20 protein-coding genes are annotated in these 22,133 nt (G+C 34.8%); all 20 read right to left on the bottom strand.

From position 1 onward, the window contains the following. Position 1: 1 nt before the first annotated feature. The gene (locus PHO70_00230; protein ID MDD5431404.1) at positions 2–1,849 is read right to left on the bottom strand and encodes a hypothetical protein; all 1,848 of its coding nucleotides are present in this window, start codon (positions 1,847–1,849) and stop codon (positions 2–4) included. A 15-nt stretch (positions 1,850–1,864) separates the two neighbouring features. Then, a complete protein-coding gene (locus PHO70_00225) occupies positions 1,865–3,322 on the bottom strand; it encodes a radical SAM protein (GenBank protein ID MDD5431403.1) in 1,458 nt (485 codons plus the stop codon). Between the two features lie 6 nt (positions 3,323–3,328). Next, positions 3,329–4,483: a hypothetical protein gene (locus PHO70_00220; protein ID MDD5431402.1), complete on the bottom strand. Its 1,155-nt coding sequence runs from the start codon at positions 4,481–4,483 to the stop codon at positions 3,329–3,331. Between the two features lie 9 nt (positions 4,484–4,492). Then, positions 4,493–5,365: a class I SAM-dependent methyltransferase gene (locus PHO70_00215; protein MDD5431401.1), complete on the bottom strand. Its 873-nt coding sequence runs from the start codon at positions 5,363–5,365 to the stop codon at positions 4,493–4,495. Position 5,366: 1 nt separating this feature from the next. Then, on the bottom strand, positions 5,367–6,881 hold the full coding sequence (locus PHO70_00210) for a radical SAM protein (GenBank protein ID MDD5431400.1): 1,515 nt from the start codon (positions 6,879–6,881) through the stop codon (positions 5,367–5,369). Continuing rightward, entirely contained in the window at positions 6,874–8,067 is a 1,194-nt protein-coding gene (locus PHO70_00205) for a glycosyltransferase family 4 protein (GenBank protein MDD5431399.1), read from the bottom strand. Before PHO70_00205 ends, PHO70_00210 begins: the two co-directional genes overlap by 8 nt. Continuing rightward, positions 8,060–9,106, bottom strand: coding sequence for a glycosyltransferase family 9 protein (locus PHO70_00200; GenBank protein ID MDD5431398.1), 1,047 nt, complete (start codon positions 9,104–9,106; stop codon positions 8,060–8,062). Before PHO70_00200 ends, PHO70_00205 begins: the two co-directional genes overlap by 8 nt. Next, a complete protein-coding gene (locus PHO70_00195) occupies positions 9,103–10,449 on the bottom strand; it encodes a radical SAM protein (GenBank protein MDD5431397.1) in 1,347 nt (448 codons plus the stop codon). Before PHO70_00195 ends, PHO70_00200 begins: the two co-directional genes overlap by 4 nt. Positions 10,450–10,486: 37 nt before the next feature. Continuing rightward, positions 10,487–11,629 (bottom strand): glycosyltransferase family 4 protein, encoded by a 1,143-nt coding sequence (locus tag PHO70_00190; protein MDD5431396.1) that lies wholly within the window; start codon positions 11,627–11,629, stop codon positions 10,487–10,489. Positions 11,630–11,636: 7 nt separating this feature from the next. Further along, complete coding sequence (locus PHO70_00185) at positions 11,637–12,458, bottom strand: glycosyltransferase (GenBank protein MDD5431395.1); 822 nt, start codon at positions 12,456–12,458, stop codon at positions 11,637–11,639. A gap of 19 nt (positions 12,459–12,477) precedes the next feature. Next, complete coding sequence (locus PHO70_00180) at positions 12,478–13,464, bottom strand: GDP-mannose 4,6-dehydratase (GenBank protein ID MDD5431394.1); 987 nt, start codon at positions 13,462–13,464, stop codon at positions 12,478–12,480. Next, positions 13,461–13,724: a SemiSWEET transporter gene (locus PHO70_00175; protein MDD5431393.1), complete on the bottom strand. Its 264-nt coding sequence runs from the start codon at positions 13,722–13,724 to the stop codon at positions 13,461–13,463. Before PHO70_00175 ends, PHO70_00180 begins: the two co-directional genes overlap by 4 nt. 21 nt (positions 13,725–13,745) lie before the next feature. After that, positions 13,746–14,075 (bottom strand): hypothetical protein, encoded by a 330-nt coding sequence (locus PHO70_00170; GenBank protein MDD5431392.1) that lies wholly within the window; start codon positions 14,073–14,075, stop codon positions 13,746–13,748. Between the two features lie 183 nt (positions 14,076–14,258). After that, positions 14,259–14,756 (bottom strand): hypothetical protein, encoded by a 498-nt coding sequence (locus PHO70_00165; protein MDD5431391.1) that lies wholly within the window; start codon positions 14,754–14,756, stop codon positions 14,259–14,261. Next, positions 14,757–16,223, bottom strand: coding sequence for a radical SAM protein (locus PHO70_00160; GenBank protein ID MDD5431390.1), 1,467 nt, complete (start codon positions 16,221–16,223; stop codon positions 14,757–14,759). It abuts the gene before it with no gap. Positions 16,224–16,294: 71 nt separating this feature from the next. Next, entirely contained in the window at positions 16,295–17,266 is a 972-nt protein-coding gene (locus PHO70_00155; GenBank protein ID MDD5431389.1) for a glycosyltransferase, read from the bottom strand. Continuing rightward, positions 17,202–17,996: a glycosyltransferase gene (locus PHO70_00150; protein ID MDD5431388.1), complete on the bottom strand. Its 795-nt coding sequence runs from the start codon at positions 17,994–17,996 to the stop codon at positions 17,202–17,204. Before PHO70_00150 ends, PHO70_00155 begins: the two co-directional genes overlap by 65 nt. Before the next feature lie 14 nt (positions 17,997–18,010). Next, on the bottom strand, positions 18,011–19,252 hold the full coding sequence (locus PHO70_00145; protein ID MDD5431387.1) for an oligosaccharide flippase family protein: 1,242 nt from the start codon (positions 19,250–19,252) through the stop codon (positions 18,011–18,013). Between the two features lie 20 nt (positions 19,253–19,272). Then, on the bottom strand, positions 19,273–20,439 hold the full coding sequence (tyrS, locus tag PHO70_00140) for a tyrosine--tRNA ligase (GenBank protein MDD5431386.1): 1,167 nt from the start codon (positions 20,437–20,439) through the stop codon (positions 19,273–19,275). A 77-nt stretch (positions 20,440–20,516) separates the two neighbouring features. Then, positions 20,517–22,058: a 30S ribosomal protein S1 gene (locus tag PHO70_00135; protein ID MDD5431385.1), complete on the bottom strand. Its 1,542-nt coding sequence runs from the start codon at positions 22,056–22,058 to the stop codon at positions 20,517–20,519. Positions 22,059–22,133: the final 75 nt, after the last annotated feature.

The following is a 22,133-nucleotide window of genomic DNA, read 5'->3' as shown; positions in this document are numbered from 1 at the left end:
ATTAGTTTACTTTCGGTTCTATTGGCTCTGCGACAATCTCATACACATCAATCTCACCTGTATTGCCAGTACACATAATATTCTTTCTCCTACATTCCTCAGGTGAAAAAGTCTTAATAAGCTTAAGCCCTTGATTTGAAGAAACATTTAAAATTTCTTTTTTATCTTCAATTAAATCTGAATCCAAATAACTGTCCTTGTGCACAATAACAAATTTTACCCCTAACCACTTTAAAACTCCAGCAGTCCTCTCCTCGGATAATTTAGTTATTGTTCTAGCTATCAGATTTGCTTTAGTTCCCTGAGAAGTTCCGTTAATCATCTTCTTCTCATGTTTAGTCTGATAAAATTTATATGTCTCGTTGGAACTGGTCGAATCTAATGGATATTCAGCTATTACCACATCCATAGGCTGCCCTTTTAACCAAGAATAAACCGCTGGAGCCTGCGAAACATCAATAACTTTAAAAGGAGGATAATTCCAAAACTCAAAAAGTGCTATACAACAGAATAAAGCTGCTACAGTAATCTTTGATTTCTGAGTTTTAAATCTTTCTAAAGCAAATTTTAGCCCAAAACCGGCTAAAACTGCGATAGCAAACATTACCACAATCCCAAACCGACAGTATGCACGGAACATCGGCAATACTTTATACATTAAAAAAGACGGCATATATAATTTAAAACCAAAGATATTCCACCAAGGAGGCTGAGAAAACAACCAAGCAGCAAAAGCTAAAAGTATAAAAAAACCTAAATAAAACTGCTCTGTTTCCTGTGCCTTGTTCCTTGTGCCTTGTGCCTTTCTATTTCTTACCCACCTTCTAACCGCAACAAAAGCTAATATAAGCGGGAGAAAACCCAAATAAAGCGTATGCTCAGTAAAACTTATACCATACAAAGATGTACCGATAAAATTTTCAGTAAATTTTCCGAAAATAGGATGAGTTGATGCTGGCAATAGATAGCTTAACGGCCGGGCAGATTGAGCAAACAAATCTTCAAAAGGGCGATGGTAAACATTATGCGCTGAGGCCTCACTGACTCCAGACATTGAAACACTTTTAATAATTAATGGTAAAAACTGGGGTGACAACAAAATAAAAGCAATTAAGCCAATAACGAATACGTGTTTAAAATACTGTAGGTCCCTAAAAAGAAGCTGCTTATCTTTTAAGAATTTAACCTTCCATTGGAAAAATAAAGAATACGTTAGCAATCCAATCACTGAAATACAAGATAAATACATAATCGTCCAATCAAAAGAAAAAAGTAAAACTAAGCTGCACAAAAACAACAATGCAGTCTTTTTTGAATATTTTTCTTTCAATAATACGGCAGATAACAGCATCAATGGGATCCATTGATTAAAAGTAAGCCCAAAATGCTGCCAGGCTCTTACAAATTGGTAAGGGCAAAAAGCAAAAAGTATACCGCTAAATATAGCACTTGCTTTATTTTTAGTAAGATAAAATACTAAGGCGCACGTAAAGATTCCACTCAAAAAAAGGTTTACAAAAACAATTAAATTGTATGTCACTGCAGGTGTAGTCAGCAAACTTATAATGTAGAAAATTCCGGTCCAGAGAAACGAAGTAAATCCAGAGGTATATAAATCAATCCCGAAGGGATACGCAATTAGAGGCGTATGTGTTAAGGAGACATGGTTCTGGAATGAATAGTTAATCCTCCAACTCTCCCAAAGTGGAGCAAAATTTTCATCGCTTGAAAAGAAACCCGGAATATACGAAGAGAAATTCAATACTAAAGGATAAGTCATCGCAACCGCAATTAACAGGATTGAAACAGAAAATAGAATAGTCAACTTTGTTTTTTTATTTATATTCATGGCTAAAAAAAATAATTAAATCCCCAAATGTTTTTTATAAAAGAATCTTAACGCTAACCATTCTACTGGGAATAAATAAAAATCATGTTTAAATCTAAATTTTGAAGACTTATGCAATATTTTTAAAACAAAATCAACAATACCCCTTTTTTCTTTATATGGCAGGGTTTCCTGAGATAAAAATGATGTCAGCCAGGGCAAAACTTTTAATAATCTTGCGTGCTCAGGGCTTACCCAGTTAGGGACAAAACAATGATACTCAAATTTTTCCCATTCTTCTATCTTAACAGGATATTTAAAGCCTGCTTTTAAACAATCTTTAATCAAATCCATTTTTGGGCTCGGAGAGAAATTAAAGATCCTAATCCCTGCTGAACTATCTATCCCCTGCAAATCTTTCATCAATTTTAGTGTTTCTTTTAAATCAGCCAAACTCTCAAACGGAAAGCCAGACATGAAAGTATAATCCCCAATTATACCATACTTCTTAATACGCTCCAAAGAGGACAAAATTTGGGCAGGCGTTATATTCTTATTTATTTTTTTAAGTACCGCCAACGAACCGGATTCAGCGCCAAAATATATTTTTTTTAAATTCACTTCTTTTAACAATGCCAACAAACTTTCATCACAATTAGAGAAGAAGTCACATCTTCCAAAACTTTCCCATTTAAAATCGCACTTCTTTTGTTTATAGATCTCACAGAAGTCATGGACGCGTTTTTTATCAACAAAGAAATTGTCATCCCATAAGAAGAAATGTGAAGGCTTAAACTCTTTCTGGAAATACTGAAGTTCATCAAAAATTCTTTCAAGGCTATAGGAATAGTACGGCTTATTTCCTTCATAGAAAGCGGCAACAGAACAAAAAGAACAATTAAACGGACAGCCTCGGCTTGAGCAATATATAAACCCGCGGCCTTTAACCTGCTCTTTAAAGCCATCGAGAAGCTTATAATCATACATAGGAAATTTGCCTATATCATCATATCTAGCAGTTGGATTATGGATAATCTTTCCATCTTGCTTGTAAGACAAGCCTTTAATATTTGTGTAATCTCTGTTATGCTTTATTGCGTTGAGTAATTCCACTATAGGCTCTTCACCCCAACCCCTGATCAAGAAATCAATATAACTATTAGAAAGTGTCTGGTCGGGCTCTAAAGACGCATGGTAACCTCCCCAAACAATCTTTAACTCTGGAGCAATTTTCTTTAATGTTTTGCTAAATTGTATTGCATTTTTGATAGGGTCTCCGGTCATACAGGAGACACCAACCAATAAAGCATCTTTTAAATCGTGCTTTAAATCCTTATCAATATCAATAAATTTAATGTTTTTTAATAGCTTGACGCTGTAACCTTTTTCCTTGGCAAAAGCAGAAATTGAAAATAACCCCAGATTAACTGGATTATCCTCTGCCTTACTAAAAATCCCTTGATTTACCGCGTTATACAATAAAAGATTAGCCATAAATATTTATTTTACCTGTTTATAAAATTCCAATAACTCTAGTATTAAATTATCCCAACTGAGCTCTTTCTTGGCAATGACAACATTTTCCTCAAGCTTATGCCGCAACAATTCATCATTAAAGAAATCAATAACCTTCTTAGCAATTGCCTGCGGTCCTTCACCAGAAAGGACACAATTGTATCTCGCCAAAGTGTTATAGGCTTCGTTATCTGTCTTGTCTATTGCAATAACTCTTTCGCCATTTAGATATGTCCCGATACGTATTGGAAAACAAGCTTTTTCTGCGTCTCTTGAACCAGTAAGAAATAATATAACATCGCTTGCCCCCAAATATTCAGCAAGTTTTTCTTTTGTTATATACCCAGTTACTTTTATATTTTCAAATACATTGCGATTAATGCCTTCTTTAATCCTACTGTCATTTAAATAATTATTAGGATCCATATTAAAATATAATTTTATTGAATTATCTAGATTATAGATATGCTCAAAAGTCTTTAAAAGAAGATACGCCCTTCCTCCCTCATAGGTATTTCCGAAAGAAAGGATGATTTTGTCTTTGCTTGGAATCCCTAGGGCTTCTCTTGCTTTCTCTTTGGACATTGATTTAAATTGGCTTAAATCCACCCCATTAACAATTTTTAGAATATTTTTTTTACCGAGACTATTATACTTATTCTTTAGGAATTCACTAGTAACAGTTAGAAAATTAAATTTAGCAGGCAACTTTAAGTCACAAAATCTTATATACCGCCTTATAGCCCAATTTGAGCCGTGATACGTTGGAGAATCAAGCCAGTCATCTCCAATATCAAGAACGACTTTTTTTCTTAAAACTTTACAAAGCACTAATGGGATATTTGTTTCAAATTGGACGGATTCAAAAATATGAACAATATTGTATTTTCTAAAGATCACAAAAAAACATGCCATTATTCCGCGTAAAATTCTTCCGTTATCCAGAAAACCAAACCGCGGTAATTTAAATACGCTTAGATTAAGCGTTTTATTTTCTTTTTTAACAAAAAAGGAGGTTTCACGGCTCGAAATAAGTAAATCTACACAATGGCCTTTCTTAGCCAAAGCGCGCGCCATATTTATACTCCGGTAATAGCCTCCAAAATCCTCAAAACATTGTTGAATTAGAAGAATTTTCATTTTTAGTCTTCAGTCTTTCTTTTTCACTATTAAAAGCATGGTTTCTCTATCAAAAAACTTGAAAAATGGATACAGTGGATAAACAAGGTATTTCAACCAAGATTTTCTCATTGACCAAAATAAATCAAAAGGGAAATCAAAAGACAAATTCTTATCATTAATAACCTTAAACCCGGCTTTCTCCAAAAGTAAGCTTAAACTTTTTTTATTATATAAAATTAAGTGCCTTGGAACATCTAAATGAAACCAATATTTCTTTCCAAATTTAAATCCCAAGCTATCAGTATCTGGAGTGGCAATCATCAAGACTCCTTCTTTCTTTAATATCTTTTTTATTAACCCCAGTGTTTCGTTAGGATCTTTTAAATGCTCTATGACATGCCAAAGCGTTACAACATCAAAGAAACTATCTTCAAAAGAAGCATTCTTTAGCTCTTTATTAGCAACTTTAAGGCCTTTATCTTTACAAATACCATAACCCTTTGGATTAATTTCTAGCCCGTATTTTTCAAAAAACCGGACATCTAAATTCTCCAGGAATTTTCCATCCCCGCAACCTACATCAAGAATCTTTAATTTTGTATCCCCCCGCAAAAAATTCTTTAAAATTAAGCTTTCTTTGATCTTAACAGATAATTTATTTAATAAATGCTCCAACCGGCTAACTGGTTTTATGCTTGATTCAACTTCATAATAATCATTTGAATAATTCTTAGAATAATACTCCTCATTTATTGTTAAGTCGGGAATAAATACTGCCTCGCAATCAAGACAACTTACTAGTTGGAAATTATCCTGTGGGTTAATAACATGCCTTCCATGGGTATCACAGACCAAGAAAACATCCTTAATCTTCAAGCTTCCGCATACTGGACACTTCATATTAAAACTTTTGATTAATAAACTCCCTAACAAGCAAATCAGCTTGTTTTAAATAATTAATTTTTCTTCTTGAGAAAAACAAAACTTTCCAATATTTAAAAGACAGATAAAACTTTAGATTTAACAACACGCTGTTATATTTCTTAGAATATTTCCTTGTCCATTCCCCTAAATCAATATTATGGCGTGAGAATTTGAATTTATCAGGGTTATCCTTTATCGCACGAGACGCATCAATAAAAAAATCAGCATACTCATTCTTTGTAAACTTATAATTCCCTTTATCATAAATTTCTGTTCCCGGATAAGGGCTAAATATATTTAAACTTACTATCTCTGGTTTAATTTCGTCTAACAATTTAAGAATATCTTCTAAATCTTTTTCTGATTCCTTCGGAAGATTTACCAAAAGATTAGCAAATGTCCTGATTTTATATTTATGGCAAAGCCGGAAGATATCTTTTACCATCTCGACAGTCTGCCCCTTGTTTACCAAGCGCAGTGCTTCATTAGAACCTCTCTCTACCCCAAAATCAATCTGGACACAACCTGAACTAGCCATAATTTTTAACAAATCTTCATTAACAGTTGAAACTTTGGAAGAACATCCCCAAATAAGACCGAGATGTTCTTTCTTTAATAAACCGCAAAACTTTTTAACATTCTCTTTATTAACCGTAAAAAGATCATCAACAAAATAAAACGAATCTATTGCAAACTTCTCTTTTAAGTATTTAAGCTCTTTTATCAAACTTTCTGCGCTACGGAACCTTCCCATGCCAAAAATTTCACGTAATTTCTTTGCCACACAAAAAGTACATTGTGAAGGACAACCCCTAGAAGCCAACAGATACATTGAACGCAAAAATACGCCTCTAATTGAATATGGAGAAGCGTTTGTATAATACTGTGTATCCACCAGATTATAATCAGGAAAAGAAATTTCATCCAAATTGTCAACTGGGAGTCTTTTAGCAGTATGGACTACCTTATTCTCTTTTTTATCAAAATATGCAAGGCCTTTTATTTCACTTAAAGCTAACTTACTTTTTCCTAAAATACTCCGGCATAATTCATAAGCAGTAACTTCTCCCTCCCCAATAACGCATATATCAATAACATCATCCTCTTCAAAGAACTCTTCTGGATAAAAAGTAGGGTGGATTCCCCCCACCATAACAATAACAGAAGGATCAATTTTTTTTATTTCTTTAGCCAAAGATACAACTTCAAAGTATTCAGGAGTATAGCAAGATATCCCTACAATCTTAGTTTTAATATTCCTAAAATCATCCAGCATCCTTTTCTGAACATTGCTAATTACCTCTTTCACATTCTCTTTAAATTTACTATCCCTTATCTGATCTTTTAAAGGAACATCCATAACCTTGACACTTAAACCATGATGAGTTAAATACCCTCCAATATACAATAATCCTATTGGCGGCCTGTAATGATTAATCATTCGCGAAGGAGGCGAAAATAAAACAATATCGAAATTTTCTTTATTATTCATTTATTATCTTTTCTAAAATAAACTCTGCTTTTTTATCCCAATCCCATTCCTTAGCCCAGTTAAGAGCATCAATCTTTAACTTGGCATAAAGTTGCCTATCTTCCAGTAATCTTAAGATATTCTGAGAAAATTCCTCTAAGCTAAAACATTTAGTTTTCAGCATCCCCTTCGGGTAATACGTCTTTAATGCAGGCAGGTCAAAACTTACTGCGGGAAGTCCGCACGCCATTGCCTCACAAGCAGCCATCCCGCCACTATCATACAAGGCTGGATGGACAACGATGCTACATTTATTTAAAATTCTTACCTTTTCTTCCCCATCCGTAAAACCCTTAACTATCACATTCTCCGAAAGCGAGTTTAAATTTATTTTTTCCTTTAGTTTTTCCAGCAATTCACCATAACCGATAATAAGCAGACTGGCATTTGGTTTCTTATCTACAACCATACGCCAGATATCAATAAGCTCAATTACTCCTTTTTGCGGATGAAATCTTCCTAAGAAACAAGCATCGTATTCCTTTTTTACTTCAGGAATTTCTCTATGCAGAGAACAATCCACTCCTCCCATTATAACCAAAATCTTATCTTCAGTGCGGCGCGGAGTAATAAAATTACCTACATCGGGGATGCTTGTAACACAAACAAAATCAGCGAATCTTTTAACAATACAATAAATTGGCAATTGAGTAAAATAATACAATAACCCTCTTAATAAACTTTTCCCTCTATAAGGATTATCATTTTTAAATGGATTTGGCGCAAATAGATAGAATCCTGCAACCCACTTCGCGTTATTTAATACTTTTGCCATTATAAAAGCAGTAATACTATCCGGCCAGAAATCAGAAGTTGAATATACAATATCTATTTTTTTATTTCTGATTTTTAATTTAAGGACCAGAAAAATACCTTTTAAAAGCAAGATAACATAGAAAAGAAACAAACCTAACTTTTTGTATTTTCTACCTTGAAACGTAAAAAAATTGGCATTGCCAAGGCCATATTTACAACATGTACTAAACCCCTCATCTGTAACAAAAATATTTAATTTACACCCGGATTTAAGCCACCTCTTGCCGAGCTCAATAAAAATCCTCGTACCTCCGCACATGCCCTCATGGCCCATCGTAAGGGCTATCATATTAATTTCTTTACTACATATTCGATTTTTAATACTATCCATCAATTATTACTCTTTCTTTTGATATCTGTTTATGCTGCAGAATCTTTTCGATAATTAAATCTTCATTAATCAATTCCATACAATTAGGTTTTTTCTCGCAGATTATTTTTTTCATGCAACAAAGACAGTCAAGATTAGAAAAAACTGCTTCTCCTTTTCCATAAAACTCAATCTCATGCCAAGGCGTTGGCCCGAAAAAAACTAAAGTATGTTTACCAAGCGAAATACTTATATGCATAGCCAAGGTATCTGCGGTAACGATAGAATCACAAATATTAATTATTGAAGCAAATTCCCTGATAGAATTATCCAATCCGGCATCAACAAGTTTACTACTGCATAGTGATAGAATTTTTTGATTACGCTCAACCTCTTCTTCTCCGCCAAGTAAAATTACCTTCAAACCGCAATCAATGAGTTTATTGATCATTAAAACTATTTTTTTGATCTCAAGTTTCTTAAGAGGCCATCTTTTGCCTGCTCCGCTATTTATTCCAACCACATAATCTTTATGAAAGTCTATCTTGTGTTTTTTAGCAAAAGAGGAACCAAACTCTTTTTCTTTAGCAGTTAAAAAAAGACGACTACTAAAATCAGAATCATAAGGAAGCTCAATTATGTCATACATGATTTTTTGATAGGTTTCCTTATTTGCTTTTTTTAATTCATCTCTGTTATCCGCCCCCAGCAAACTCATAGACATCCAATATTTCGCGCCTTGCGAACAAACAATCTTCCCGTTCTCTAAATAATAGCCGAGAATTTTTCCTTTTAATTCACTAGCAAGTTGGCATGCATCATAATCTTCATCCAGATTAATAATTAAATCAAATCTATCTTTCTTAAAATGTTCAGTAAGCTCAGATTCCAGGTATACTTTTTTAATGAAATGGTTATTTTCTAGGACGGGGCGTGATTTAGCTTCGGTAATCCAATAAATTTCTGAACCGGGGAATTCATTCTTTAGCCCCGGTAAGATTGCCGTAGTACGAAGCACATCTCCTATAGCTGAATATTTTAGTATCACTATTTTCTTCATATACGCATTCCAAAAAGCTCAACATCAGCTTTACGCCGGAAATTTAAGTATACTTTTTTTAGATATTTTCTAAAGAAATTATTCCTTGGTAATAACAGCATTAACTTATAGAGCCTAAGATAATAAAGAAAGGGGAATTTGACAATAATAAAAAAAACTTTTTGTAAATTCTCGATCTGCTTTTTATAAGAAGCGTTGAAATTTAAGAAAGAAGCGTCAAAGAAATTATCGTTTAGCGCATTAAAGTTACCATCAAACAGACCTTTCTTTATGCAATACTCGGAAAGCGGAGTGCCCGGATAAGGCTGATAAATTGAGACCCATGCATAAGTCGGGGCGCATTTTATATTAAGCTTGAGAGTTTCTAAATCGGCACTAAGATTTCCTTCCGGCAAACCAATTATATTCTGTAGCATGAATTTAATCTTATATTTATTAAGCAGCTCACAGGAATTAACAACCTCTTCTCTCTTCATCCCTCTTTTAAGGATAGAATTCCGCAGATAGTCATTCCCAGCTTCTACTGCTATATGGACACTATAGCAATTAGAAGATTTTAGTAAACCTGCTACTTCTTCATTAAACAAATTAGCTCTAATATGACAATGATAAGGAAGATTTATTTGCTTTCTATAAACCTCCGAAAATTCCCTTAACCAAGCTTTATCTAAAATAAAGGTATCATCCTGAAAATAAACCAACTTAACAGGGGATAATTTCACAACTTCTTTTATTTCGGATATTAAATTATTCACGGAGCGAAAACGCACCCGTTTCCCAAGATTTTTGTAAAGAGCATAATATTGTTCGTTAAAACAATATGCGCAGCCAAAAGGGCACCCGCGCCCTGCAATAAAATGCTTTATCCCGCATTTATCAATATCCGGATACTTAAAGAATATGCTTCTATCTGGAAAAGGTATACTATCAAGATCATCTATAAGGCCTGTAAGAGGATTGTGTAAAATCTTTCCTGAGGCCTTGTATGAAAGATTGTGGACTTTTTCCTTAGCTAAGCTCCCCTGAATAAAAAGGATGAATTCCTTAATTGCTATCTCTCCTTCACCGCGTAAGCAATAGTCAATATCCGGATTAGCAACTATTTCAGGGAAAAAAGTAGGATGCGGCCCTCCCATAACAGATACGAACTTAAATTTTCGTTTTAATTCCGAATTCAATTTTAGAAACTTATCCTGGCTTCCAGTTATGACACTATACCCGATTATATCAGGCGCATATTCCTTAACTTTGGCTATAGGATCCTCACTAATCTTGATTAGATCAACCTCAACCCTTAAGTTCTTAAGGACAGAGGATATATACATAACCCCCAAGTGTTCCATAAAAAAATTTTCAGTAATAAAAAGAAACCTCACCGGATTATCCTTGCATTATTGAAACTAAAGATTTAACATGGTTTTCTATATCTATTTTTTTAATATCTATCCAGGCTTGCCTTCCCATCGTAAACGCATAATCTTTATCGTTAACTAATTTATTAATGTAATAGAGATACCCGTCTAAATCATCTTGGGCAACGAAAAATGCATCCTTCTCATGAAATAAATAGTCTGAAATTCCACATCCTTTTGGAGCAATAAACGTAACTCCATTACATGCCGCTTCATATAAAGTAGAGCCCCAGGCCTCAAAAAGAGGATGAACAAGCACTCTTGCAGAATCAAACAAATCCTTAATCCCTTCCTCATCAAGCTGGCCTTTAAAAATTATTCTTTCATTGAGGCCTTCTTCGTGTACCGCTGCTTTCACCTTGGCCAAATATTCATCTGGATGCCACTGTCCGGCAACAATCAATTTTTGAGTTGGAAGATTTTTAACCAACTTAATTAAGAAATCAAAGTTTTTCGAAAAATCCCACTTTGTAAAAGCAATCAGGTTATCCCCTCTCTTATCCGGAATAGAGTCCCTTCTCCTGTATGTTGAAGGAGGAACGACAAAAGCTTTTCTTTTAGTAATCTTTTCAATATAATCCAATTCAAACTTTGACTGCTTACAAACAGCAAAAGCATTTCTTAAGATGATTTTATCGGCTAGAACAGCAAAGAAATAAATCAAATAAAAGAAAAACTTTTTACTTCCTTTTAGGTATACTTTCCTAAAAATATAGGATATGCTGTCATGAATATAAGCTATATAAGGAATCTTTCTAAACTTACTCACGCTAGCAACGCTAAAACAAGTATAAGTTAGATGCGCAACAAAAAAATCGTATTCTTTTCTCTTTATAATAAATGGGAGGATTAAAACTTCCGATAAATGGAAAAATGAGAAAAACGAAAAGAAAGGAATCTTGAAGTTAATTCTGAAAATGGCAGGAATTTCATGCCATATTTTTCTAACCTTAATCCCCTTGAGGATATCGCCAAAAATATCTTTTTGATTATCAAAAAGCAACAAGAGCTCGGCATCATGGCCTAACCTTGATAATTCACGCACTTCTTCTATAGCAAGCTTAGCAGTGCCGCCCTTTGACAACTGATCCAGCACAACAGCAATTTTCATATTACTTTCAATTCCTATTATAAGAACCCCTCAAATACATTACTCCTATTCTAATCCTTAAGGAAAACATACCGAGAGTTAAAACACCGTGCCTGACAAGCTTAAGCCATTTCCCATTTTCAGTAAAAACACCAACATACCTATACCAAATCCCAAGTTGTTTCTTTATTACCGGGTCGCTTTCCCCCCACTTTTGTTTATAAAGATTAAACCACTGAGAATAGTAACATTTCTTTAAAATATATTCTTTTAAGTTGAAACCGTCTTCATTATGATAAATTTGAGATTTTATTATACTTACTCCTCCCGCCTGCCTTATCCTCCTGTCAAAATCCCAATCTTCAGGGCCAGTCAGGCTTTCGTCAAAACCTCCGATTCCTAAGAATTTATCTTTTCTTACAAACCTCACCGCATCAATACAAGTTGCGTCATAAAAGCTTCTTTCAAAATTTCTTACTTTAATCCAAAAACCTTTCCCGATAATTTTTTCTGGGATATACAAACCGATCAAACCTTCTTTTTCACACTTATTGAAACATTCACTCAATACTTCTTCAGACAATTGCATGTCAGCATCTAAATAAAGGACATACCTGCCACTAGCTTTCTTAACACCAAAATTCCTCTGAGCAGAACGTTCAGGCCCATAGTTAAAAACATTATTTGTATACTCTAGAGATAATTCTTTCGTTCTATCTGTTGAATTATTATCTATAACAATTACCTCTATTTTTTCTGCTGGATAATCTTGTCTTCTAATTGATTCCAAACAGGCTTTAATATTTACTTCTTCGTTTTTAGTAGTCACTATTACCGAAACTTCAGTCATTTATTTAGAAATAGAATATTTAAACACAAACACATTTACCTCGCAGCCTTTTTAAATCCTCTTCCACCATCATTTTAACCAATTCATTAAACTTTACCTTGGGTTTCCATTTTAGTATTTTTTTGGCTTTACTGTAATCTCCAATTAGCAGGTTAACCTCCGCTGGCCGGTAAAAAGTTTTATCGGCAACCACATATTTTTTCCAATCAAGCCCAACAAACCTAAAAGCCATTTCTGCAAATTCTTTCACAGAATGAGTTTCCCCAGTTGCAATTACATAATCATCGGGCTTTGCCTGTTGAAGCATCATCCACATCGCTTCTACATAATCACCTGAAAATCCCCAATCTCGTTTTGCCTCTAAGTTTCCTAACCTTAATTCTTTTGCAAGGCCTAATTTAATTTCTGCTACTCTATTTGTAATCTTACGAGTAACAAACTCAAACCCGCGGCGAGGAGATTCATGATTAAAAAGTATGCCATTGCAAGCAAATAAACCATACGCCTCACGGTAATTTCTTGTTAGGTCAAAACCAGCTACTTTTGAAATTCCATATGGAGAACGCGGATGAAATGGTGTATTTTCATTTTGCGGGACCTCTCTTACTTTTCCAAACATCTCACTTGAGGCTGCAAAATAAAATTTACATTTTGGCACTCTTTCTTTAATAGCTGAAAGAACATAGTGTGTTCCGCTTATATTGGTGTTTATGGTAGAAAATTCGTCCTCAAAAGAATAACTAACAAAACTCTGCGCTGCCAAATGATAACACTCATCGGGTTTAATCTTATCAATCACGCTAAATATACTAGCATAACTTTCTAAAGAGGCAGGGTATAGCTTTATCCTATTTAAGATATGCTTTAGCCGCCCAAGCTGATGCTCAGGATCTTCCAAAGCCACTCTCCTTACCATTCCATAAACTTTATAATCTTTTTTTAATAAAAACTCCGCTAAATATGAACCATCCTGCCCATCAATTCCCGTAATAAACGCTTTCTTCATTTTATGCTCCTTCTATACTTGTAATAAAGAACAAGTAGTACAAGCAAAGTTAGAAATGTGGTTACATTGGCTAAGATGATAATCAAATCTCTTAAATATGCCCCATAAATAGCCCACAAAGAAACCCCCAAGCTAAACTGCAATAACATAATCAAGCTAACATCTTTTACCGATTTAGTCTTTAACACTTTAACAATTTGTGGGACAAAAGAAAATGTAGTTAAAATCGCAGCAATTGCACCGATTAATTTCCAAACCATTGATTTCCCCTTTAAAGTTGATTAAAACGGTACTCTTAAACCAGCTTCAATTCCCAAATCATTTAGTTTTTTCTCAAGCCGCACAAACACCTCAGCTTCATTTTCTTTTAAGAATTTACGGCTTAAAGTAAGGCTAATTCCTAAAGGCTTATGAAGATCATTTAAAAGGTTAAATGATATCTTATCTTTATCACTAAAAGATAAATCTGCGCCAAACTCAATTTCTTTAATTTTCCCTTTTCCATAATCAACCTGAAACAATAGCCCTAAAGAACGGCTGAATTTCCAAGTACCAAAAATATAAACTATCTTTTCACGATAAGACTTATCTTCTTTTATGCCGACTCCCAAACGATATTTAATTGCGCCCTTTTGGGAATAAAGATTATTGCTCTCTATCTGCGCACGAAAATCAAAACGTGAAGCGCTGCTGTGCTCAAAAACATAAGTAAGTTTATCATTTAGGCCTATCTGCCAGAATCCTTTAAAAATCAGGACCTTGTTTATCTTTGTTTTTCTCTTTAAATCTACTCTCTAGTAAGTATAAGCAACCTGCTGATTCTTATTAACTTGCCAAGCACCTTTAAACAAAAGCGTATCGGGAACAAATTTTCTCTCAATGCAAAAATTTATTCGGTTATACTCATCCGCCTGCCATATGCCGCTTAACTCCAAAACCTGCACACTACATAATCCATTATCATTATAACTTTTAATTTCAACAGCCAGAAGATTACTATCTACAGAAACAATCTCTGCTTTTATAACTAAGTTATCCCGCTTTAACCGTCCGCTTGTTTCACTAAGTTCAAATATTAAATCGTGATTAGAATCAACTTGCCATCTACCTTCAAAAGTAATCTTTGAAGGTAAATTATTAAGCTCACGCCAGCTAGCAGGCTCATTCAATAAATAGCTAAGTTGATTCTTCCTATCTATATTAAATCGGCCTCGTGCCAGTAATTTCTTACTGCCGCGCTTAATAATTAAACGATTTTTTTCATCAACTTCGTATCGATTTATTGATTTCATTTAAGCACTATCTACCTTATTCCTTCTAAAATCAAGGACGTGCCCGGCTACTTTCTTTGCCGCCCGGGCAAAATATGCCAAATCACCAAAATCACGGATTGATAGGATTTTCCTTAAAACAAACTCGGGCTGAAATGAAACTTTATACATCTCTTGCACCAACTCCATGATTCTCTTATCTTCAATACTACTTCGCATTACGGGATGTTTCATATCATAATAATTCCAATCTAAGCTCTTAAGTAAGCCTTTCTTAAGGCAATCAGAATAAAGATCCGTACCCGGATAAGGAATAACTACAGTAGCCTGCATTGTATAAGCATAGCCTTTTTTTAAAAGCCATTTTCCGAGATTCAAAGTTTTCAAAGTGTCCTCATAAGACTCCCAGGGATAACCAAACATTATGGTTATATGCGGGAATAAACCTGCTTGTGTTGCATTCCGGCAATCTTCAACAATTCTTTCCGCTTTTAAATTTTTGTTTACTTTATCAAGAGTATCCTGATTACTTGATTCAAGCCCAAACAAAAGAAGCCGAAAGTTTGCTTTTTTCATCAACCTGAAATCTTCATTTGACAGAGCTCCAAAACGCATGTTGCAATCAAAATAGATCTTTTTATTAAGCTTTCTCAAAATTAGCCCTTTGCAAAAATCCTTAAGCCACTCTCCCGCAGGAAAACATCCTGAATCATCCATTATTTCTTTTACTCTATACTCTAAAACCAACATCTCAACTTCATCAAGGACATTGTCAACGCTTCGAACGCGGAATTCAGGATAAAAATTAGCCCAGGAACAAAAGGTGCATTTCCCCCACCAGCAGTCCCTGCCGGACATAATATAAGTTCCTGGTGTTCTTTTGTAATTCCCGTTTTTGTAAGCGTATAACTGCCACTTGGTTAATTCACGATCAATAAATGGTAGAGAGTCAAGATCATGATTAAGCCTAAATTTTCCAGTATTTCTAAGCTGGCCGTTCTCGCGAAAATAAATTCCCGGCTCCAAATCATTGTTTTTCCCATCTAAATAATTGCACAAATTAAGCAAAAGAAAATCGTAATCTCCTCCAGTTAAAACATAATCAACTTGGCTATGTTCAAATGATTCCTCTGGCAGAGCTGTAACATGATCCCCAAACAATGCTATCTTGACACTTGAAACTTGAGACTTAAGGCTATTAATTATCTTCCAATGCTCTTTGACAACAGGAGTTTTTGTCTCAAAAGCGATTAAATCCGGATTTTCTTTCTTGATAAACTCATAAAACTGGCTCTCTTCCCAACCTTGAGCAATACAATCATTCCAAATTACCTCATGCCCTGCTCTTTTTAACAGAGTAGCTGCCTGAGCAGGTACAATTGGATAAATAAAAGTCGGCTCTTTGAAATATTGAAATTGCCTGTTTTGACCGAGAGTTGGGTAGCCTTTTTGGCTGCTTAAGGGCGGATAGGATATAATAATCTTCATAGTTATATTCTTAGGATAGTAATTACCATGTATTGATTGGGGCTTTTTTTATACAACCAAATCAATCAAAATTAAACTTTTTCTTCTTTAAGTTTAATAGAAATTAGCCCTTTAAGGAAATAAACCCCGTAGGCAACATGAGTGGATATTATACCAAAAAATACGGCAGGAAGCAAACGTAAGTCTTTAGAAAAGCTAAAGATAAACACTAAAAACAAATACAGAAAAAAAGCAGCTAAATACAAAATCCTGAACTCTTTTGACAACAAAGAAATTAAGCCTCCGACAAACAAAAGCAATACGAATAAGGAAGGAATAAAATAGGCTGGCTTAAAGGAAGTTTCAGGATATTTCTTTACAAAATAACCGCGGTGCAAGGCATAATTTGATACTTGTTTAATATGCGGGACAAACCATCTTCTACGATGATGCCAGACAACCACTTCAGGGTCATAAATAATCTTTTTCTTTAATTTCTTTACAATGTCTAAACAAAGTTTTGTATCTTCTCCGGGCCAGAAATTCGTATTAAACCCTCCCAGCTCCTGCATCACTGATTTTCGTACAAAAAGATTACAAGAAGGATAATCCTCAATTTCTTGTTTTTTCCCCGGTAAATACCTATAGACAAAACCAGCGCTGACTAAAAAAGACTCAAATATAGCCCCGCTAGCTTTCTGCCTAAAACTATCGTTCTTAGGTGTAATTGCTGGCCCTCCAACTGCAGCCACAAGCGGATCTTCAAAATTCCTAACCGCTTTTCTTAACCAATCTTTTGCAGGATAAGCATCATCATCAAGAAATGCAAAAATCTCTCCGGAAGCTTCATTAATAGCCCTATCTCTTTTTTCTCCCGGACCAACTACCCCCGTAGGAACAACTTTAACTGGAATTTTAGTTCTTTTTAAGAAATCATTATCTATGAAACTATCCGGAAGGATAACAATCTCAAAATCATGGTAGTCCAACTCAAGGCATTTAGCGACGCATTCTTCTAAATTCTTTTGCCATGTTTTTACGGCGATAATAATCGATATTGTCATAGTATTTTAATATCCTCATCCTGTAAAAAACCGCCAATGTATCCTGAAAAGTAGTTAACACTGCATTCATTCCAATTCTCCCAAAGCTCCTTTTAGGATTAAGCACAATAGGAGCTTCAGCTATTTTGTAACCTAAATGATGCGCATTAACCAAAACCTCCAAATCAAAAGCGAACTGCTTAACCAATATCCTGTGGAATACCTTACGTACGACTTCAGTTTTAAAAAGTTTTAAACCCGTTTGGGTATCATGGCAAGGAAGATTAAACAAAAGCCTAACCAGAAGATAATAAACAAAACTGACCACCCTTCTCTCAAGAGGATAATTTACAACAGAATTAGGATGTAGTTTAGAACCAATGACAATATCTGCATTGTCTAAGCGCATAATATCAAAAAGTGTTTGCACTTGGAGAGGATGCAAATCCATATCAGCGTCAAGAAAAACTACATAATCTCCGCTTAAATAATGTAATGCTTTTTTAATTGCTCTGCCTTTTCCAATATTGTAAGGATTCTTCCTGGCAATGATATGCTTTGGGTATTTACGGCTTAATTCTTCCAAAATCTCAAAAGTATTATCAGTTGAGCCGTCATCAATCACAATTAACTCCCAAGAGCAACCAAACTCATTAAAAGTCTTAACTGTCTCCTCAACACTTGCGGCAATATGCCCTTCTTCATTAAAAGCTGGCATGATTATAGAAATTTTATTTTTAATATCTTTCATTTTTTATGAATTTTTTAAACTTTTTTTCGCAACAATAACAATAAAATAAGAAAAAGCATAAACGAACTAGCACAAAGAATAAATTGCACCATCAAAAGGTTTGCATGAAAGAAAATTATTCCGAACGTCTGAAGAAATGTAAGCATAACAAGATACTTCATAAAACGGAAATCCTTTAAAGAGAAAAAGTAACACATCATAACCATAACAAGAGAATATAATGTCATTGAAAAACTAAACAATTTTCCAAGCAATATTGATTCCGAATTAACTTTCCCTGTTAAAATTTTAAAGAAAAAACTTGGTGCCATAAAATAGCAAACAAAAGCAAACCCACATAAAACAGACATATAAAATATTGATTTTTTTAAAGTTCTAAGGGTATCCATTTTTTGGGCATTAAGTTTATTAATTCTTGGAAACATGGCAATAGTTATCGCCGAGGGAAGGAATAAAAATACTTTTCCCACCATTTGAGCCAAAGAATATGTTCCAGAATCCTGAGGTGAGAAAAAATATTTGACAAGTATCATATCAGAGCCAATAAGGATAGAATAGCTAAAAGTGCAAACTAAGACGGGGAGGGAAAAAATAAACATTTCCTTATAATTAATATCTAAGTGGTCAGCTTTAAAGATTAGAAATTCTTTTAAGAAGAAAAAGAAAATAATAAAGCAAATAATTTGCGAGATCAGCAATGCAATCATTGCCCCTGCAACATTAAAACCCAAAGAAACTAAAGCAAATCCCAAAACAAGCTTTAATAAACCTCCGATAATAGTAACTACCGACTGTTCTTTAAAAAGCTCAAAACCCTGGATGAATCCTAAAAAAACAGGCAGAAACCACATTGTTGAGAAAATTACTGAAAATGCAACACAAGTAAGCGGAGAATTAATTTTCAAAGCAGTAAATAAACGGGGGAAAAAAATCAGAGTAATTACCTGAGTAACAAGAACAATAACGGATGTTTTCTTTAATAAATCAGAATAAAAAAACTTAACTTTATTCAAGCTCCCTGCGGCACTAAATTCCGCGGCGTACTTAGCAATAACAGTCTGTATTGTTCCAAAGGCAAATGAAATTATAATAAAAAGCGCAACCAGGGAATTAAAAGCAGCAAAATTTTCAGGGGTAAGCTTATGAGCTATAAGCAGTTGAAAGAGGAAATTAATGAAGTTTACTGAGGTTGTACCGGCGAAAACAACTAAGATATTTCTGGTAAAAACATCTAGTTTATTAAACCTGCGAAGCATTATAGGAAGCCTCTTTAGGATTAAACTACAACTTTCAGGAACCTTCTAGAGCCGGCCTTTAAAACGCCGCTATGCGTAGGAACAAAGCTATCTTTTTCAATTTTAAGATTATCAAAGAAAACCGCTCCTTGTTTTAAAAGCCTGCGAGCTTCATTACCACTTGAAACCAAGCCGCTTTCAGTCAAGATGGAAATAATTGCCTTCTTTCCGTCACTCCTATACTCAATAATCTCTTGAGGTGTCTCTTTTTGGGCAAATACGCGCTCAAACTCTGACCGCGCTTTTTCGGCCTCTTCCTTGGAATGATAACAAGTTATAATTTCTCCGGCCAATTTCATCTTAGCTTCTTTCGGATGCATCTTCTTTATTTCATCAAGGTCACAGTCAGTTAATAATTCAAAATATTTCATCATTAGTGAATCGGAAAGAGACATTATTTTACCAAACATCTCTTTGCTGCTTTCGTTTATACCGATATAATTTCCATATGACTTACTCATTTTCTGGATTCCATCGGTTCCTTCCAAAAGAGGCATTGTAATTACAATTTGTTCAGGCTGTTTAAAATCTTTTTGTAATTCCCTGCCTACAAGCAAATTAAACTTCTGGTCAGTTCCCCCTAATTCTATATCAGCTTTTAGCACTACCGAATCATAGCCCTGTAGAATTGGGTAAATAAATTCTGACATATAAATCGGCTTTTTCTCCTTCATTCTTTGAGTAAAATCATTTCGTTCAAGCATCCTCGTAGCTGTATAATGAGTAAGCAGTTGGCCAAACTCAAGGCCATGCATTTTATCAAACCATTCACTGTTAAATACTGTTTTTAAAGTCTTCATATCAAGGATTTTGGCTATCTGACTACTGTAAGTTTCGGCATTTTTAACCACTTCTTCCGGAGTCATTTGCTTTCGCAATTCGTTTCTGCCGGTGGGATCTCCAATGCGTGCGGTAAAATCCCCAATTAAAAATACAACCTTATGCCCCAAATCTTGGAATTGCCGCAATTTTCTTAAAAGAACAGTATGTCCCAAATGAATATCCGGAGCAGTAGGGTCAAACCCGGCTTTAATAACAAGCGGGCGTTTATCCTTTATGCTCTCTTCCAATTTCTTATTTAACTCAACTTCTGAAATAATTTCAACTGCGCCGCGTTTAATTATTTGAAGTTGCTTCAAGATATCCATTTTTACCTCTAGTGTAATTATTAATGTATGGCGGATAGCGCACAGCGATAAACTATGCTCTATCCGCCATTACCTAATTAGACTTTAGCGGTTAAGCCAATCTTTGCCTGTTCCACATCAACTTTTATAACCTTAACCTTTATTTTGTCCTGAGGTTTTAATTTTGAAACCTCATCTTTATCAATTTCGCTTGCATAGACTAAACCCTCAAGCTCATCTTCAATCTTCACAAACACGCCAAAATCAGTAATACTCACAACCTCGGCTTCTAACATAGTATCCAAAGGATACTTAGAAGCAATTTCAACCCAAGGATTAGGCTGCAATTGTTTTAAACCTAACGAAATGCGCCTATTCTGGCTGTCAACAGAAAGCACAACCACATCTACTTTCTGGCCTTTCTTTAAACAATCCTGAGGATGAGCAACTCTTTTTGTCCATGAAATATCTGAAACATGAATCATACCTTCAAGATTGCTATCAAGCTCAACAAAAGCTCCATATTCGGTAAATCCCCGGATTTTCCCCGAAACCTTTGTGCCAACAGGATACTTGGATTCTGCTTCAAGCCAAGGATTTTGCTCAAGCTGTTTTAAGCTTAAGGATATCCTGCGCGCATCCTTATCAACGCTTAACACCTGCGTCTCAACCATATCTCCGACGGCAAACATCTCACCGGGATTATTTATCCTTTTGGTCCAGGAAATCTCAGACACGTGAATCAGGCCTTCAATCCCTTTTTCCAATTCCACAAAAACACCGTAAGGCAAAATATTGACTACCTTACCTTTTATTTTTGCTCCAAGGCTGAATCTTTTTTCAATATCCTGCCAAGGATCAGGGAATCTTTGCTTAAGGCCAAGCGAAACCTTCCCGGAATCTTTATCCAGATTTAAAATCATTACTTCAACTTTGTCTCCTAAAGCAACGATTTCCGAAGGATGGCTGATTTTTGACCATGACATATCAGTTATATGCAACAACCCGTCAACTCCGCCTAAATCAACAAAAGCTCCAAAGTCGGTAATTGCTTTTACTGTTCCCGGGCAAACACTTCCTACCTTAAGCTCTCCCCATATTTTTTCCTTCGCAACTTCCTTATCTTTCTGAACAGCTTCCCTTCGGCTTAATATAATACTGCGCCTTAAGTTATTAACTTTTACTATTTTAAACTTAAAAGGCTTATACATTATATCTTTCTCAAGGACATTCTTAAAAGCCGAGAGCGAAGAAGGCAGGAAGCCTTCAATTCCCATAACATCAACAAGGAAACCACCCTTAACTTTCTTAACAGGCCTACCCTCAGTAAGATCTCCGTCTTGGGAATATTTTACAATTTTATCCCAACCCTGGATACGAATTGCCTTTTCACGGGATAATACAAGCACGCCCGCATCATTCTCTATAGAGTCAACAAAGAAATCCATTTCTTTGCCAACTTCTAAATCCAACTGGCTAAACTCATCAATAGGAATAACTCCTTCTGATTTAAAACCAATATCAACCAAAACTTCTTTTTGTTTAATTGAAACAATTTTTCCTTGGACAACCTGTCCCTCATTAACAATCTTAATGCTCTGATTGTACAGTTTTTCAAGCTCTGCTCTTGTATCTACCATTTTGAATTTCTCCTTTTATGTATATTTTATATTATTGTTACTTAAGTTAATGCTTAAACAACGTGAAACAACACC

The sequence above is a fragment of the Candidatus Omnitrophota bacterium genome, from assembly GCA_028715415.1.
Taxonomy (GTDB): Bacteria; Omnitrophota; Gorgyraeia; order Gygaellales; family Profunditerraquicolaceae; genus JAQURX01.
Note: the sequence above shows the minus strand (reverse complement) of the source record. Positions and strands in the feature narration are given on the sequence as shown.